The sequence below is a fragment of the Bacillus cereus group sp. MYBK222-1 genome (assembly GCF_051916425.1).
Taxonomy (GTDB): Bacteria; Bacillota; Bacilli; order Bacillales; family Bacillaceae_G; genus Bacillus_A; species Bacillus_A paranthracis.
In genome coordinates, this window is the sequence record NZ_JBQAGP010000001.1 from 2,117,579 (window position 1) to 2,134,250 (window position 16,672).

Consider the following 16,672-nt stretch of genomic DNA (forward strand, 5'->3'; position numbering starts at 1 on the left):
ATTTAATCATTATATTAATCTATAATAATTTTATTTATATAACATATCCCCCCTCTACTAAATAGATTATAGTAATCAGCAATATGAACTTCAACGGATTTTCATATGCAATATTTCATATTCGGACTCTACACTACATAAATAAGAAACTTATAATGATTATTTATTTTATATGTGCTAATATACTTACATTAAAATATTATATATAGACATTTTGAACTACAGTACTTAACAGCTTCACCTTAATTTTTTCTTAGGAGGATTTACAATGAAATTATTAAAAATAAAACATATAATCCCTTTATCTGCGGCTGCAATTACATTCGTATGTAGTCAAAGTACAGCTGAGGCTTCTACCATTCATACAGTAAAAAAGAATGATACACTTTGGGGCATTAGTAAACGATACGACGTTTCAATACAATCCATTAAACAGGCTAACCATAAAGGAAACGATCAAACTTTCATTGGCGAACAGTTACATATTCCAGGTTCCGTCAACTCAAATGAAACCACTGTTCACCAAAACGCCAAACCTGCGAACATTTCTGAGCAAATTATTTATCAAGTACAACCGGGAGATTCATTGGAAACGATAGCAAAGCGTTACAATGTTACCGTTCAATCTATAAAACAAATTAACAATACAGTCGGAAACAAGCTCTATGCAGGACAACATTTGAAAATCAACTCAAGCATTTCAGAAAAAGAAAAAGACTTAATGGCACGCTTAGTTACCGCTGAAGCAGGTGGAGAATCATATAGAGGAAAAGTGGCTGTAGCGAAAGTTATACTAAACCGTGTAAATGCAAATGGGTTTCCAAATACAATAACAGGCGTTATTTATGAACCTATTAAATACGGATATGCATTTACTCCTGTTACAGATGGAAGAATTAATCAACCTGCAAGCGCAGAAGCAAAAATGGCTGTAGAAGAGGCTATCTCCACAAATGGAATACATTCTGATTGGCTTTATTTCTATAATCCGAAAACATCAACAGACAAATGGATTACGACACGTCAAACAGTAGCAGTAATTGGTAACCACGTCTTCGCTAAATAACATTTAAAATCATTAACAGACCTCTTCACTTAAAAGGTCTGTTTTTTTGTATGTAAGAATTTATTTATCATGTGATATAGTGGTCTTTGAAAACTAATTCTTCTTGTAAATAAAGACACTTGTATTTACTTCATCACTCTAAGAAATTAAAAAAGCATCAAGTTCAAAAACTCCCCTTTATTAATAAAATTTATTTCTTACCTTCATAAAATTGTTATACACTAAAAAAATAAAAAACAAACTATTCGTTAGCAGGTGAAAGAATATGTATGATGTTACAATTATCGGCGCTGGAGTAAGTAGCATTTTTCTGGCTTATTCACTAGTTAAAAGTAACAAAAAAGTTTTAATTCTTGATAAAGGTAAAGCGCTAGGAGCTCGCCATTGTCCTTTAGACGAAGGAAAAGCGTGTAATTGTACTACATGTGATAAATATTTCGGATTTGCTGGTTTAGGAAAATCTGAAGGGAAATTTAATTATACAAACGGATTTGGTGGAGAACTTGAGCAAAAAGTTGGTAAAGAGGGCTTTATACAACTTATGGCTGAAGTAGATGAAATTCTATGTCAGTTCGGAGGAAATTCAGTTTCAAAATATTCTACAGAAAATCCAAATCTCAATAAGAGAGCTGAATCGTGTGGTTTACAAATGCTAACAACAGAAGTACGGCATCTTGGTACTACCCTTTCAAAGGAAATTTTTCAGCAACTCTACGAATTTTTACTTACGAAAATAAATATACAATTTCATATAGATGTACAACATATTATGAAACAGAAAGATCATTTTACTATAGATACAAATGAAGGAACATTTCAATCTAGGCAACTAGTATTTGCAACTGGGCGTTCCGGAGCAGATTGGTTAAAGGAGATGTGCACTTCTCTACATCTTTCTCAGGAACAAACTCGTGTAGATTTAGGTATTAGAGTAGAGATGAAAGAACACCAATTACGTTCTATATTAAAAGATACATTTGAGACTAAACTTTCTTATGAGCATGAGGATTTCACAGCGACTACGTACTGTATGAATCCAAAAGGACGCATTATTAGAAAGTACGAAGAAGGTTTAGTTATGCCTGACGGTCAAAATTTTCGAGAGAAAGGAACTGGCACACCTAACTTAAATTTCACTTTATTCATCCCGCGCTATTTTCCAACTCTCAAAGAAGCAAATATATATGCAAGTTCAATTATTAAAAACATTAACCAAGGACGAGATCGGATTGTTATACAGCGCTTAGAGGACTTACTAAATAAACAGCCTACAATAGCGAACGACATGAAATATAACCGTATACAACCTACGCTACAAGGAGATTATGGAAATTTGAATACAGAAATTCCTCCGTTATATATTGAAGGACTTAAAGAATTTTTATTACGATTAGAACAATTCATCCAAGAACCGATCGATACAGATACTTTATTATATGGAATTGACGGAAAGTTTTATGCTCCTACGATAAAACTCAATAATCATTTTGAAACAAGTATACATGGACTATTTTTAGTTGGGGATTGTTCAGGCGTCACTCATTCATTATCTCAAGCTGCTGCAAGTGGATTGTATGTTGGAAAATATTTATCTGACATCTAATTGCATAATTAAGATACCAATCAAATATTTTAAGTTTCACAACGCTTTATTTATGTAGTAATAGCATAAATCACTATCCTCCCTCCGCTAACGATTATCCCACAAGGAATCGAGATTTCATGAGATACATATGTAATATAAACGTGTATATATAACTATTGACATTCAATTCTAACAAATTGAATGTCAATAGTTTTACAAGCCTCTATTCAGTTCCACCTTCATTTGTTCGATATTTTGTAACATCACCATAGTGTTTAATATGTTAGGATGTCTATAAGTATTTTTTACTATAACTATGACTTTTTCTGCTCTGTTCTAAAAAATAGATTTACGCTTTAAAATTCCTCATTGTACGTATGTGAATACTTTATATTATTACCTTTAGAAACCATTAACTAAATGGTTCAGCACACTCTAATAGTTATAAAAACATAATATATAACACAAGTTAAATAAATTACAAAAAGAAGGAGTAAAAATGAAAAATAAAATCAATTTACAAATGCAAAATATAAGCTTTGTTTTAATAATTGCTTTAGCAGTATGGTTAAAAACATATCTTATTACAAGGTTCAGTTTTGATTTAAAAATTGAGTCTTCTACACAAGAGCTGATTTTATTTATTAGCCCACTCGCTGCATCATTAGCTTTTGTCGGATTCGCATTATTTGCAACCGGTGAAAAGCGAAATTATATCGCGCTATGTATTAATTTCTTATTAACAATTGTACTTGTTGGGAATGTAATGTTCTATGATTTTTATAGTGATTTCGTTACGTTACCAGTACTTGGACAAACATCAAACTTTGGCCAATTAGGCGGTAGTATTATAGAAATATTGAACTACAAAATTATACTCGCATTCGCAGACATTATTTTCTTCTTTATTTTATTAAAGAAGAAGGCACTAGTCTTCCAAACGGGGCGCGTAACTCATTCGGCACGCTTGTTATATTTTCTCTTAACGATTGGTGTATTTTTTGCAAATCTACATCTTGCAGAAAAAGAGCGACCTGAATTACTAACGAGATCATTCGACCGAGTCATGCTTGTTAAAAATTTAGGACTATACACGCATCAAGTATATGATTTAACACTACAAGTAAAAGCAGGATCACAAAAGGCACTTGCTGATAGTAGTAAATTACAAGAAACAGAAAACTACGTGAAGGCAAACGAAAGTCAGCCGAATCCTAACATGTTTGGTGTAGCAAAAGGAAAAAACGTAATTGTTGTTACTCTTGAATCCTTACAAACCTTTTTAATAGGCGCAACAGTTAACGGACAAGAAGTTACACCATTTTTGAATGAATTCATAAATGAAAGCTATTACTTTGATAACTTTTTCCACCAAACTGGGCAAGGAAAAACATCCGATTCTGAATTTCTAATTGATACGTCGTTATATCCATTAAATCGAGGAGCTGTATTCTTCACACACGGTAACAATGATTATACTGCGACTCCAGAAATTTTACGTCAGCAAGGTTATTTCACTTCTGTATTCCATGCGAATAACGCAACATTTTGGAATCGTAATATCATGTACTCTGCTCTCGGTTATGATCGTTACTATAATGAACTTGATTACAAAATTACGCCCGAAACTAATTTAAATTGGGGATTAAAAGATATCGAATACTTTGATCAATCAGTAGATATATTAAAAACTGTTGATCAACCATTTTATGCTCGTTTCCTTACTTTAACGAACCATTATCCATTTACGTATGATGAAGATACAAAATTCATTGAACCATATAACTCTGGTAATGGCGTATTTGATCGTTATATCGTAACAGCACGTTACTTAGACGAATCAATTAAAAAATTTATTGAGCGTTTAAAAGCCGAGGGAATGTATGATGATTCTATTATTGTATTATACGGTGATCATTATGGCATTTCTGAAAAACATAATCGTGCAATGGCACAGTTTTTAGAAAAAGATCAAATAACAGAATTTGATACTTTAAATTTACAACGTACACCTTTATATATTCATGTCCCTGGACAAACAGAAGGTCAAACGATTTCAAAGCCTACGGGACAAATCGATATGAAACCTACTATTCTCAATTTATTAGGGATTGATACTACGAACGATATTCGTTTTGGTCATGATATGTTTTCAGATGAATATACCGGTTTTGTTGTTTTACGTGATGGTAGCTTCATTACAGACAAATATGCATACAAAAACAACACTTTCTATGACCGCATAACAGGTGAAATTGTAGATTTACCAAAAAAAGAAGCTCAAGCACTCATTAACCGTGCACAAAATGAATTACGAATGTCTGACAAAATTATTGAAGGAGATTTACTACGTTTCTCAGAAAGTAATAAAATTAAAACTGGCGAAGTACAAACTAAAATTAAAGAAACTGAAAAATAATGTGAATATGCAAAGGGAGCAACTCATTACAGTTGCTCCCTTTTACTCTCTTATAACATGTGATGCAATTTCACATAAAAAATCTTAAATATTTTACTTTTATTCTGCACTTGTTTCTAAAATTACATCTGTATAAGTATGATCATCACCCATATGTAAAATTACTTCACATTGACGTAATCTCAATTCAAAGAGCATGATAGAATCATGATAAACTTCAGGATTTGATTTCATTTTATGTAACATCTCTTGTTTTTCTTGTATTTCTAATTGCATATTTTCTACAGCTTGTTTCAAGGAGTTAAATGGATTCCTAAAGAAGATATGAATATCTCGCTCTTGTGTGTTTTCGAATAGCTCAAATTGCAAGAAAAATTTCTTCATAATAGAATCCGTTACCTCAGTATAATCTTCATTTTCTACATACTGTTTGTATTTGTTATATAACATAGTTTTATTTTTAGGAAGAACTCCAAATAATTTACCGGCACTTTTCAGTAAAAATTGTGCTGGCGTAAATCGACGTAAAATATTTACTTCATCCATTTGTATTCTAGTCGTCATTCTGTCAGTATCTCTGCGCCAGTCATCCAACACTTTAAAGTCACATTCTAACTGTATTCGATTTTCTCCAAATAAAGAATTAAGTCCTTCACTAAGTTCTTCTAAGTACGATTGACTTTGAAGGAGCTCATTATGAGAAGTTGCAATCCAATTTTGCATAGAAAGAGCAAGATGAGGTAATACCGTTTGTTCTAAATATTTATGCACTCTTTCATTCATTGCTTTATTTAGTTGCGTATCCATGTGACCGAAATCGCTTTCTTCACTTATTAAATCAGAACAACTCTGTAATACCTTCGGTATATTTTCAGTAAGATCATTCGTAATTTCCGTTTTCATTGTACGATATGACTCTGTAATGAAATGAATTTTTTCCCTCTCAAATGCAGTAAGGTTATTCATGCTACCGTTTAGTTTCACTAGCATATCTTCATTCCACTTAATCGCATCCACTAGATTGTTTTCTTTCTCAACGCGTTTAGCTAAAAGATATGTAATTGTTTTTCGGATGAAGAACAATAGCTTTTCAGTACGTTCTGCATCAATATTTTTATAATTAAAGTTAAAATGAATAAACTCAGTTAACTCATTTAATTGTTGACTACTTGTATATAACGAAGAATAAGGAAAAATTCTCGCTTGCGGGAAATATGTGTTTATTCTCGCTGCCGTATCTTGTAATACTCTTTTCACTTCTGCTTCACTGTAAATGTTATCGATTTTATTTAATAAGAAATGAATTTGTAAATTTGGTGTATGTTCTTGAATGCTTAATAGAATATCACGCTCTTTATCAGTAAAAGGTGAATCCGCATTCAATACAAACAATAATTCATCCACGGAATTTAGATATTCAAATACCTCATCCCTAGTGTCGTTATTCCTATTAAAGCCAGGTGTAACTACAAATGTAAGTTTATTTTCACTTAAAAATTTGCATGGTAATTTAAATTCAACACATGCTCTATCTCTATACGTTTGATGGTGTTGAGACATCATATTATGATAATCAGAGATATCTTCCGTTGTTGTAATTGCAGCATCTGTTATGGCGTTAATTTCTGTATGAGCATCATTTTTTAAAACTACTACATTCGAAATTGATTTTTCTAATATATTTTCTCCTAATATAGAGTTGATAAATGTAGTTTTTCCGTTCCCTGAAGTTCCTGTTACTAAAATACGATTCGTTCTTAAATCTGCAAGTTCGTCAACTAACCATCTAAATCGTTGACCTATTTCTATATTGTTCTTTTGTGCCCACTGTGTAATAGATTCAAAAAGATGTAGACTGTACTCTAAACCATTCACATGATTCATAGAATATGACAGTAGCTTTTCCGCATGTTGTATATCGCCTGAATCTATTTTAGATGGAAAAATCTCATCCCATGCCAATACAGCTGCTGATGGAAATACAGCATAAGACGGATTGACTACTTTTAACCAATTTGTTAAAAGACTTGGAATGATTTCGTGTAATTGTTTAAGCATATATTGCCCTTGAATTAATGCAAAGTATGTTTCTTCGTAAAGAGAAGAAATTTTGTCCCATATATCGGACGACTCTATTTCAATATGTAAGAAAAATTCATTTATTGTGTTAAGCCACAATAAGTAATTTTGTTCATTTTTATAACTGTTCCAAAGTGATGAAACCATTTGCGTAAATTGTACTTGATCTACATTATTTAATGTAATTAATGCATCATAAAAATAATCTGGTGAAATATGTTTAGTAAATCCTTTATCGATATATCCTTTTAACACCTCAAACCACGGATAAGATTCTATTCGAATTAACTCATTCACAGCAAGCTCTACTGCACTATTAAAATCTTGTTGTTCCTCATAAAAGGAACGGGCAATTTTTGTGACATTCGGATAATCCGGATTTAAAGAAACCGCTTCTTTAATAACAGCGAAAGCTGCTTCAAAATTATTTTGCTCTATGTAAAGAGAAAGTAATTGTAATCTAATTTCTGTCATCAATATTATATTATCAGTAGCAATGGAAGTATAAACATTTTCAGCAACTGCTAATTGATTCAGTTCGAAATAAGCATCCGCAATATTTTTTTGTGCCCATGGTGCTAATTCATTACTAACCTTCTCCCATTTAAAAATAGCTGCTTCAAAATCTTGATGCTGATAATAAAATTCACCTTGCGCAAAACGAATATAAGATCCATCAGAAATCTCATTTTTTTCTTCGTTTACATAAGCTTCTCCAAGTACGTCAAGAGGTGGTTTTGTTACATTCTCCATTAGGAATGTTTCATAATACATCTTTTTTATTAATTGTTTTTCTATTCTCATCTTTTCCCCCACTATATCTTGAAAATACATTTTTAAGATATGTCAACACTTTATTTATGTATGCTTTTTATCTTAACAAAGAATATCTTTTGGAAAATTTCATTTTCCTTTCATTTTTCAAGTTAGATTGAATTTTTATGAGAAAAGTTTCAGTTTTTTTTCAATTCCCTTTCAGTTATGAAACAGCATTAAATGTTCCTAATAACATAATAACACTATAATATTCCGCATTATATTATCAGGAAAAACCTATATGAATCATATTATAAAAACAATTTATAACGAATATATATGCAAAAACACCTCCCCAAACAAATAACAAAAATCAATATCATATATTTCACAAATTATTTTCCTTTAAAATATTTCAGTAGTTTCGTAATTAAATTCCATTAACCTCTATAAATAACTAGTCCAAAAAAAATCTATATGCATATCATGTTATAGTAAAGAATTCAGGAAATCCTAAAAGGAGGCATTTTCATGTTTGAAGATAAATCTAAAATAAACTACCCATATGAATTTACCGAAACTACAACAATCCCGCTAAAAAACCCTATCAATAAAAATTTCAAAAACGGCTCTGGTACACATACTTTCCCAATTAAGAAGCATTATAAAGAGCAGGTGCTATATACGGAAAAAATTAATAATAATAAAAATAAATAAGCGTATAGGCTCTTATAACAATTAATCAAATAAGAATCTATATTAGCCCTTGTATAGTTATAGGTAATATATAAGTTTTTCTTATACAACTCATGTACTTTTAAAAAGTGCTGATATACAGCGCTTTTTTATACATAGATAATAGAAGAACCAAAAAGGTATGGATATTTTCCACACCTTTTTGGTTCTTTACTATTTATAAATAAATTCCACCTTCACTGCTCCTTAGCCAATGCTCCTAGCAGCAAAATTCTACTCGTTGGAGTCATTGCAGAAAGGAGTAGATTTATGATAAATCCCAAAGTTAAAGAAGCATCCAAGAATGATATAAACCATTATTGCTCTATTATATATATTCAAAAATGCACCAAACATTGTTTCAAAGCTACTTAGTTTTCATAAAATATTTTTTGTTTCCGTTGGAACGGATAGGCTTTAATCTCATCTGTATCTAAATTTTCATGAAATAAATGAACAGCTATAATTTGTCTACAATCGTAAGTATGATAATAATATGTTCCGGACTCCATACCCATTACGCTTGTATATATGGTATTATCTAATGCACCTTCTTCTGTTATTACTCCGCCTTTAGGTACCTCGCAATTTGATAAGATATGAAAAAGGGCGGATACTCCCTCTTCTTCACTATCTATACCTTGAATGTTTTGTTTGCCATATGCTGCCCGCACAAACCTCGATGGCGGCGTGAAATCCCCTGGAAGTCCCATTGAGCCTGAGCCCTGGCCAAAAGCACTTAATGGTAAATTACTCCATTCTGTTGGCGCGAATGGCTGCGATTTAAGGCCAATATATTGTCTTAAATTTTGCAAATGCCAATTAAACTCCGGACTATTCGTCATCACTCCTAGTGGGTTATCATACATCTTTAATCCTTCATTTGTCGGCTCCAGTACAATGCAATCTCCCCATTTATCCGCTAAGATCCAATGTAGCGGTGGCGTAAGTCCTAAATCCGGTAATGGTATATCCAAAAAGGTAATGCTATCTACAGATTTCTTTAACTCTTTGACAGAATTGAATTGTGTAAGACTCCAAGCTACAAAATCAAATGGAGCTAAATTCGTTTTATTGTCATCTATGCTTTGACTATAAGTAGCGAATCCTGGAAAATAGAGTGTTGCACATGTCATACCTGCTTCATTTACTCCGTCCGCCATAATGATCCTTCCTTGATGATTAATTCCCATTCCGACCGTAGCATGTTTCGTATTAATGATTTCACCAGTTATATTATTCCACTGGTAATGTCGAGGAATGATTATTACTTCTTGATTCATATCTAATGTGAAGTCCATCGTTCTTGCAAAAAGATGCTGACCGTTTTTTGTCTCTAATGTCAAACTAGTACACATAAAGAACACCCCATTTTATGGTTTTATCTACACTTTACATAATTCCGATAAGTCTGTAAATTAAAAACCTCTTTCCTTACAAACAAATTAAGAACGTACATATAAATTACAAATAGGTTGAGGTTATCTCTAGTTTATAAATGAATTTTTAACATATAGTTGTAAAAGAAGTATATTAAAAAGGAGCGAATTGTTATAATCTGCCCCCCTCCCTCTACTTCGCTGATATTTCCAAAACAACTTTTGCACCGTACAGCTTTTTCGAATTACTTAAGTAAAGATTTCCACCGTGTTGCTTTGCAAAGCTTTTAGCAATGTATAACCCCATTCCATGATGATCTTTGGAGTTTCTACTTTTATCTCCCCTATAAAACTGCTCTGTAGCTGAATGCATTTCCTCTTCTGTAAACCCTCTTCCCGAGTCCTCTACAATAAATTGCAGTTTTTCACTAATCATTTCCACTGAGAACATCAAGTCACCCTTTGTCGGAGAATATTCAATTGCATTCATCATTATATTCATAATTGCTCTTTTCAAAGCGGTCTCGTCAATAGGAATAAAATTTGGTATGTCCTGAACATTTTCAATTAGATTTAACTGTTTGCCTAAAACACAAATTGCACTTTCTTCTATAATATTATGAATAAAGTCTCGGAGATCTGTTTGCTTGAATTGAAGTGGAGCGCCTTCCTCACATTTCGTAATATCGAGTAAAGATTTCATATATATTTCCATCTCATCAATACTTTTCAAAATATGCTCATTGCATTTCTTCTGATTTGAATCTAGCATTGATTCATTTAATAGCTCTGCATTTCCTCTCAATATCGTTAACGGCGTTTTAATGTCATGTGCCAAAGCAGCAATCTGCTCTCTTCTATTTGTTTCCATATTCCACTGTGTACGTAACGAATGATTTAATTCATCTTTCATTTTTACTAAAGAAGTTAATACTTCATTCACTTCTTTTATTTTAGATTGTTCCACTTGAAAATCTAAATCTTCCTTTTGAATTTTATCTGTTACCTTTCTCAAAATCATCATTTCCTTTGACAATGATTTACCAAAAGAGCGAGATAGAAATATCACTTCGGCAACAAATAGTAGAATAAAAAGAACAATTTCACAAACTTCCGGACTCGGTAAATACTTCTGCAAAATAGGATTTTTAAAAGTAGCGTGTAACGTATATAGAATGACACAAATATCTTTATCGCGTTCTATAATTGCATAGTAGTACGTACTGTCACCTTTTTCATCATTATGTATGTTATTCCATATTTGTCCTGCATAATCTTTATTAATACTCCCTTGTATAACGTTTCCTGAAAAATCATACAGAGCATATTTATATTGTTTTAAAATTTGATCATCTTCCTGTTCCGCTTTAACTATAGCATCTCTTTGCGACTCAATCTGTTTTTCATAATAATTTGCTGGTAAGATTATTTCTGCGTTAACTCCAACTTGGAATAGAATCATAAAAAAAGTCACTAAAGCAATCGTCCCTATTGAAAATGCAAAAATATACTGTATTAAAATCTTACTAAGATTGACTTGCTTTTTCACTTTCTCCATTTATAACCAATTCCCCATACTGTTTCTATTGGATTCATGCCATACTTAGATAATTTATGACGGATATTTTTAATATGTTCCACAATTACTTGGTTATCACTTTCTCCCTCATAACCAAAAACATTTTCATAAATCTTTTCTCTTGAAAATACTTGTCCATGATTCAAAGCTAAATATTCGCAAATTCCATACTCACTTTTCGTAAATGCGATAGATGTATCGTCATGCCATATTTCTTTACATGACAGATGAAATGTAAGACCTGACAGGAAAAATGCATTTTGCTTTTCTCTATGCTCACGCCTTACATGCGCGGATACCCTCGCACGCAGTTCTCCAATTCCAAAAGGTTTTGTAATATAGTCATCTCCACCGAGACTAAGCCCTGTGATTAGATCCTTCTCCATTGTTTTGGCTGTTAGAAATACAATTGGACTATCAACCAAATCCCGTATTTCCTTACAAAGTGTAAAACCATCTATTTCTGGCATCATGACATCTAATAGAATTAAATCATAATGACAAAATTTCTCCTTTGGTATAGTAAGAGGATTACTAACAGCAGTTACCTCATGGCCTTCTTTCTCTAAAGCACTTTTTATAATATAAAGGATGCCTTCTTCATCATCAATTGCTAATATTCTTGCCATATAAAATCCCTCCTCTCGCTTCCATTATAATACAAATGTACTTACATTTCTTTACGGCCTTCATAAAAGGAAAACCACATAAGAGAAATAACAAATGCAATGATCGTGAAACAAACACAAATCACTGCTCCAGTTGCTGCTTCTACTGGTAAGACACGAATAGAACTAGAACTTAATTTGTATCCCAAAAAATAATTGCATAATCTCGCGCCCCATGCGCATGGCATGTATTTCCAAATTACATCCCCCATCCCTGTAAGCATTAAAGCTGCCAGCAAGCTGTCTATAATTCCAATCCCAATGGAAGCACCTTTACTAAAGCGAAAATTTAAGAACAGATGCCATATATACATAAAGATTTGACAACTAAAAAGAATGAAGGAAATTTCAACATACAAAGCAAATGGAATTTCATTTTGTCCTAACAGAAAATGAAAACCTGTCGCAAACCCAACGACTGCCAACATAGTGGAACAAAACCCACATATTAAAAGTAAACATACTTTACTAATTAACGCTTTACGTCTTCCGTATTCCGTTGATAAAAGTTCTTTAAAATTTCCTGCCAAAGCTTCCTGTTCCACGACAGAAGAACACACTATGCTAATTAGCAACGGAAAAGATATCGATAATACTTGTATATAGCCTGAAACTTTATTTATAGAATCAAATTTTGAAAAGGAATAATAACTTAAAAAAAGAGCAATACCGATGATTGGCATCGCTACATGTATCCAGAAAAAAATCGTGTGTTTCATTTTTATAAAATCAGCTCTTAATATCCTCGACAAAACCGCCATATTATTTTGCCTCCTGCTTTTCAAACCACTTTGCCGTCACATAAGTAAATAACAGGAACAACACAACAGAAATTACTATGCCTGGCAAAATCACATCGTAGGAAAGTAGTTCTGGTTTAAACGTTACACTTCCGGTTTCTGCATACAAACCATTTGGTAGTATTTTCAAAATAGGGATCATCAGTCTACTTGGATATGTGTATGGGCTAATCATCCAAATATTTTTTGTTGCCAATACAACTCCAAAAATTCCATTTGCCCCTACATTCAACAGAAGCGTCGGAAATAGACCTATTTTGTTACCTAAAAACAAGCAGATTGGAATTTGCCACATAAAAGTAACGATTAAAAGAACGCTTCCTAATAGTGCATTTACCGTAGGAATGATGCGGAAATTCTCTTTATTTACTAGTAAACTAGATAACTCGATTCCACAGAAAAACAGTATGCATGAAAAACTCAAAATCCCTAAAATTAGTAATACTTTAGAAATCCACACTCGTTTTAATGAAACTGGTAACGATAAAATGGAACGATTATTCATTTTTTTATCTTTCTCCGCAAGAAGTACACAACTTAAAGAAACCATTCCCGGAAGCATCGTAATGTACCACCAGTTGTAACTAGATAATTGAAAATAATCCGCCGATAATAAAAAGGCAATTAGTATTGTAGCAAATGGAACTAGCCATATAAGTTTATTCAAAAAAGTATGTCTAATTTTAATTTTTTCAGATGCAATATATAGATTCATTTCTTATGCCTCCCTTCTATACTTTCCAGCCACTTGTACAAATAAATCTTCCAAGTCATCATTCTTATTCAATTTCCCCTGATACCCCAATACACCACCTGATATAATCCCAACATGATCTGCAATTTGACTTACTTCGCTTAAAATATGACTCGATAAAATGACCGTAATTCCTTTTCCAGGAAAGGATAGAATGAGTTTTCTTAATTCCTGAATTCCAAAAGGATCCAGTCCATTCATCGGCTCATCTAATATTAAAAATTTCGGATGGTTCAGCAATGCAATCGCAATTCCCAGTCGTTGCTTCATCCCCATAGAAAAATCCTTCGCTTTTTTCTTATCTGTATTCTCTAGCTCCACAATATGCAATACTTCATCAATCCTTGATTTAGGCAAACCTAAAACAGTCGTACGAACCTGCAGGTTTTCTCTTGCTGTTAAATTTTCATAAAGCGGAGGAGACTCAATTAAAGCACCAATAGAATGTAGATCGTGCCGCGTCCATTTATGACCATCAAAGTAAATCTCACCAGAAGTGGGTGTAAGCATGCCTGTTATCATTTTTAAAGTGGTCGATTTCCCCGCTCCATTAGGACCTAACAATCCATAGATTGAATATTTCGGTACAGAAAGCGAAATATTTTGTACGACACTTTGCTTTCTAAATGTTTTACAAAGATTTTTTGTTTCTAACATAATCTCATTCATCCTAAACTTCCTCCTCGTATATTGTAATTCTAGAATAAATGATAATTATAAGGATTCTATAAGGAAAAGAAAAAACATTGAGAGAAAAAGAAGTTTTTACATGCAACCTGTATGAAAACTATGGATTCATATAATTTTTCTATAATTGGTTACAGATGAAGAATTTATAAAAAAAGAATATCTAAACAAAAAAGAAGCGATTTATTTCATCGCTTCTTTTTATTAAATCATATTATCCCTACATAACCCTCTTAAACATCTTCTCCAACTCATAAGTAGAATGATGCACAAGAATTGGTCTTCCGTGCGGGCATGTGTATGGGTTTGTTGTTGTACGAAGTTCTTCCAGTAAAGCAAATATTTGATCGTTCGTTAAATATTGATTTGCTTTAATGGAAGCTTTACAGCTCATCATGATGGCTGCTTCTTCACGTAATTTTTTAATATCAACTTTTTTTAGTTTAACGACCTGCTCCATCATTTCATCGATAATTTCTGTTTCTTGCCCTTTCGGGAACCACGTTGGATGCGAGCGAACGATAAAGGATTGATGGCCGAATTGCTCCAAAAATAGTCCAACTTTTTTTAGTTCTTCTAGTTGCTCTTCGACACGTAAAAATTCGGTAAGAGATAAATCGATACGGTATGGTACGAGTAGTTCTTGTACTTCTTGTGCTACTCGTCCTACTTTATCACGGAAGTATTCATAATTAATACGTTCCTGCGCGGCATGTTGGTCAATCATATATAAGCCTTTATCATTTTGAGCGAAAATATATGTTCCATGCATTTGTCCAATTGGATAAAGCGGCGGTAAATCATTACCGTTCATTTCGATTTCTTCTATTTCCTGAACTTCTTCTTCTAATTCCTCTAGTTCAAAATCCTCTTCGTTACTGTCCCACGATTTCTCTTCTCGAATCGGTTCTTCCATTATCGGTTTAGTAGATGGCTGCCAACTTTGTTCTTCTCTTACGAGCGATTGTGGTGGTTGCCATTCTTGTTTTGGCGGTTGCCAAAGCTGCGCTGGCTGTTTCACAGCCTGCGGTTCTTCTTGTTTTTCATCCATGCCCATCGGTAAAACGATCTCCGGCATAGATGGTTCTTTCGGCTTCGCATGCTCAAACTGAAACTGTTCTTGCACACTTTCATCTTTTTCTTTTTTCTTCGTTGTTACACCTGCATCTGGAATGAGCTGTATTTTTTTGAATGCTGCTTGCAATGTTTCTTCGATAAGCTTTAGCAATTCTTGTTCTTTACTAAAACGAACTTCTAATTTCGCAGGATGTACGTTAACGTCAACTAGCATTGGATCCATTTCAATCGATAAGAAGCCGATTGGATATCGTCCGACTGGCAATAATGTATGGTATCCTTGCTGAATAGCTTTCATTAATACGAAATTTCGAACGTAACGACCATTTACGATTGTTGACATATAATTTCGAGATGCTCTCGTTACTTCTGGTAATGTTACATAGCCTTTAATTGTGAAATCTAAAGATTCCGCTTCAATTGGAACAAGCTTCTTTGCAACTTGAATGCTATAAATCGATGCAAGTACTTGTCTTACATCACCATTTCCTGATGTATGAAGCAATTTCTTTTCATTATGAAATAGCTTTAACGATACTTCTGGGTGTGACATTGCAATACGATATACGATATCTGTAATATTACCAAGCTCTGTATGAATAGTTTTCATATATTTAAGACGCGCTGGTGTATTAAAGAATAAGTTTTGTACTGTAATATCTGTTCCTTTTCGGCTCGCTGTTTTCTCCTGCTTTATAATGTCTCCACCTTTAATAATAAGGTGCGTACCAGGTGCATCACCTGTGCTAGTGATTAATTCTAATTCACTAACTGAGGCAATACTCGGCAATGCCTCACCGCGGAAACCGAGTGTTCTTATGCGAAACAGATCGTTTTCATCTTTAATTTTGCTCGTCGCATGTCGTTCAAAAGCGACAATACAATCTTCTTCTGCAATACCATCACCGTTATCAATGATACGAATTTTCGATAACCCAGCTTCTTCTAAGTGGATTTCAATAGATGTACTATTCGCATCGATAGAATTTTCCACAAGTTCTTTTACAACTGAGGCAGGACGCTCTACTACTTCCCCTGCCGCAATTAAGTTTGAGAGTTGGTCATCGAGTTTGCGAATTTTCCCCATC

At 33.1% G+C, this 16,672-nt stretch carries 12 protein-coding genes; 4 read left to right on the plus strand and 8 right to left on the minus strand.

From position 1 onward, the window contains the following. The first annotated feature begins 268 nt into the window (after positions 1–268). The 3 genes from ACTFR9_RS10885 to ACTFR9_RS10895 all read left to right on the plus strand — a co-directional run bounded on the left by ACTFR9_RS10885 (position 269) and on the right by ACTFR9_RS10895 (position 5,070). Positions 269–1,066, plus strand: coding sequence for a cell wall hydrolase (locus tag ACTFR9_RS10885; protein WP_000771015.1), 798 nt, complete (start codon positions 269–271; stop codon positions 1,064–1,066). A gap of 265 nt (positions 1,067–1,331) precedes the next feature. Then, entirely contained in the window at positions 1,332–2,669 is a 1,338-nt protein-coding gene (locus tag ACTFR9_RS10890) for an NAD(P)/FAD-dependent oxidoreductase (protein WP_103141511.1), read from the plus strand. Between the two features lie 481 nt (positions 2,670–3,150). Then, on the plus strand, positions 3,151–5,070 hold the full coding sequence (locus ACTFR9_RS10895) for an LTA synthase family protein (RefSeq protein ID WP_048550030.1): 1,920 nt from the start codon (positions 3,151–3,153) through the stop codon (positions 5,068–5,070). 99 nt (positions 5,071–5,169) lie between these two features. Here the strand turns inward: ACTFR9_RS10895 and ACTFR9_RS10900 are convergent, their stop codons facing one another. Beyond that, positions 5,170–7,983 carry a dynamin family protein gene (locus ACTFR9_RS10900; RefSeq protein WP_142242786.1) on the minus strand — a complete coding sequence of 938 codons (2,814 nt, stop codon included), beginning with the start codon at positions 7,981–7,983 and terminating at the stop codon, positions 5,170–5,172. Between the two features lie 453 nt (positions 7,984–8,436). Between ACTFR9_RS10900 and ACTFR9_RS10905 the strand changes: the two genes are divergently transcribed. Next, entirely contained in the window at positions 8,437–8,622 is a 186-nt protein-coding gene (locus ACTFR9_RS10905; RefSeq protein WP_000461128.1) for a hypothetical protein, read from the plus strand. A gap of 389 nt (positions 8,623–9,011) precedes the next feature. Here ACTFR9_RS10905 and ACTFR9_RS10910 read toward each other — a convergent pair whose 3' ends face one another. From ACTFR9_RS10910 to mutL, 7 genes are all read right to left on the minus strand, one after another. Then, on the minus strand, positions 9,012–9,998 hold the full coding sequence (locus ACTFR9_RS10910; protein WP_440048967.1) for a choloylglycine hydrolase family protein: 987 nt from the start codon (positions 9,996–9,998) through the stop codon (positions 9,012–9,014). A gap of 214 nt (positions 9,999–10,212) precedes the next feature. Further along, positions 10,213–11,577, minus strand: coding sequence for a sensor histidine kinase (locus ACTFR9_RS10915; protein WP_000416686.1), 1,365 nt, complete (start codon positions 11,575–11,577; stop codon positions 10,213–10,215). After that, positions 11,565–12,227, minus strand: coding sequence for a response regulator transcription factor (locus ACTFR9_RS10920; protein ID WP_000101086.1), 663 nt, complete (start codon positions 12,225–12,227; stop codon positions 11,565–11,567). Before ACTFR9_RS10920 ends, ACTFR9_RS10915 begins: the two co-directional genes overlap by 13 nt. 41 nt (positions 12,228–12,268) lie before the next feature. Further along, positions 12,269–13,027 carry a lantibiotic immunity ABC transporter MutG family permease subunit gene (locus ACTFR9_RS10925; RefSeq protein ID WP_000279844.1) on the minus strand — a complete coding sequence of 253 codons (759 nt, stop codon included), beginning with the start codon at positions 13,025–13,027 and terminating at the stop codon, positions 12,269–12,271. Position 13,028: 1 nt separating this feature from the next. Further along, positions 13,029–13,781 (minus strand): lantibiotic immunity ABC transporter MutE/EpiE family permease subunit, encoded by a 753-nt coding sequence (locus ACTFR9_RS10930; RefSeq protein WP_001055399.1) that lies wholly within the window; start codon positions 13,779–13,781, stop codon positions 13,029–13,031. 3 nt (positions 13,782–13,784) lie between these two features. Beyond that, on the minus strand, positions 13,785–14,489 hold the full coding sequence (locus tag ACTFR9_RS10935; protein WP_001002802.1) for a lantibiotic protection ABC transporter ATP-binding protein: 705 nt from the start codon (positions 14,487–14,489) through the stop codon (positions 13,785–13,787). Positions 14,490–14,727: 238 nt separating this feature from the next. Then, on the minus strand, positions 14,728–16,671 hold the full coding sequence (gene mutL, locus ACTFR9_RS10940) for a DNA mismatch repair endonuclease MutL (protein ID WP_073541386.1): 1,944 nt from the start codon (positions 16,669–16,671) through the stop codon (positions 14,728–14,730). Position 16,672: the final 1 nt, after the last annotated feature.

Excerpts from the sequence above, each read along its gene's own strand:
- ACTFR9_RS10925 (WP_000279844.1), bottom strand. The coding sequence starts at position 13,027 with ATGGCGGTTTTGTCGAGGATATTAAGAGCTGATTTTATAAAAATGAAA.
- ACTFR9_RS10930 (WP_001055399.1), bottom strand. The coding sequence starts at position 13,781 with ATGAATCTATATATTGCATCTGAAAAAATTAAAATTAGACATACTTTT.
- ACTFR9_RS10885 (WP_000771015.1), top strand. The coding sequence starts at position 269 with ATGAAATTATTAAAAATAAAACATATAATCCCTTTATCTGCGGCTGCA.
- mutL (WP_073541386.1), bottom strand. The coding sequence starts at position 16,671 with ATGGGGAAAATTCGCAAACTCGATGACCAACTCTCAAACTTAATTGCG.
- ACTFR9_RS10900 (WP_142242786.1), bottom strand. The coding sequence starts at position 7,983 with ATGTATTTTCAAGATATAGTGGGGGAAAAGATGAGAATAGAAAAACAA.
- ACTFR9_RS10910 (WP_440048967.1), bottom strand. The coding sequence starts at position 9,998 with ATGTGTACTAGTTTGACATTAGAGACAAAAAACGGTCAGCATCTTTTT.
- ACTFR9_RS10890 (WP_103141511.1), top strand. The coding sequence starts at position 1,332 with ATGTATGATGTTACAATTATCGGCGCTGGAGTAAGTAGCATTTTTCTG.
- ACTFR9_RS10905 (WP_000461128.1), top strand. The coding sequence starts at position 8,437 with ATGTTTGAAGATAAATCTAAAATAAACTACCCATATGAATTTACCGAA.
- ACTFR9_RS10915 (WP_000416686.1), bottom strand. The coding sequence starts at position 11,577 with ATGGAGAAAGTGAAAAAGCAAGTCAATCTTAGTAAGATTTTAATACAG.
- ACTFR9_RS10895 (WP_048550030.1), top strand. The coding sequence starts at position 3,151 with ATGAAAAATAAAATCAATTTACAAATGCAAAATATAAGCTTTGTTTTA.
- ACTFR9_RS10935 (WP_001002802.1), bottom strand. The coding sequence starts at position 14,489 with ATGAATGAGATTATGTTAGAAACAAAAAATCTTTGTAAAACATTTAGA.
- ACTFR9_RS10920 (WP_000101086.1), bottom strand. The coding sequence starts at position 12,227 with ATGGCAAGAATATTAGCAATTGATGATGAAGAAGGCATCCTTTATATT.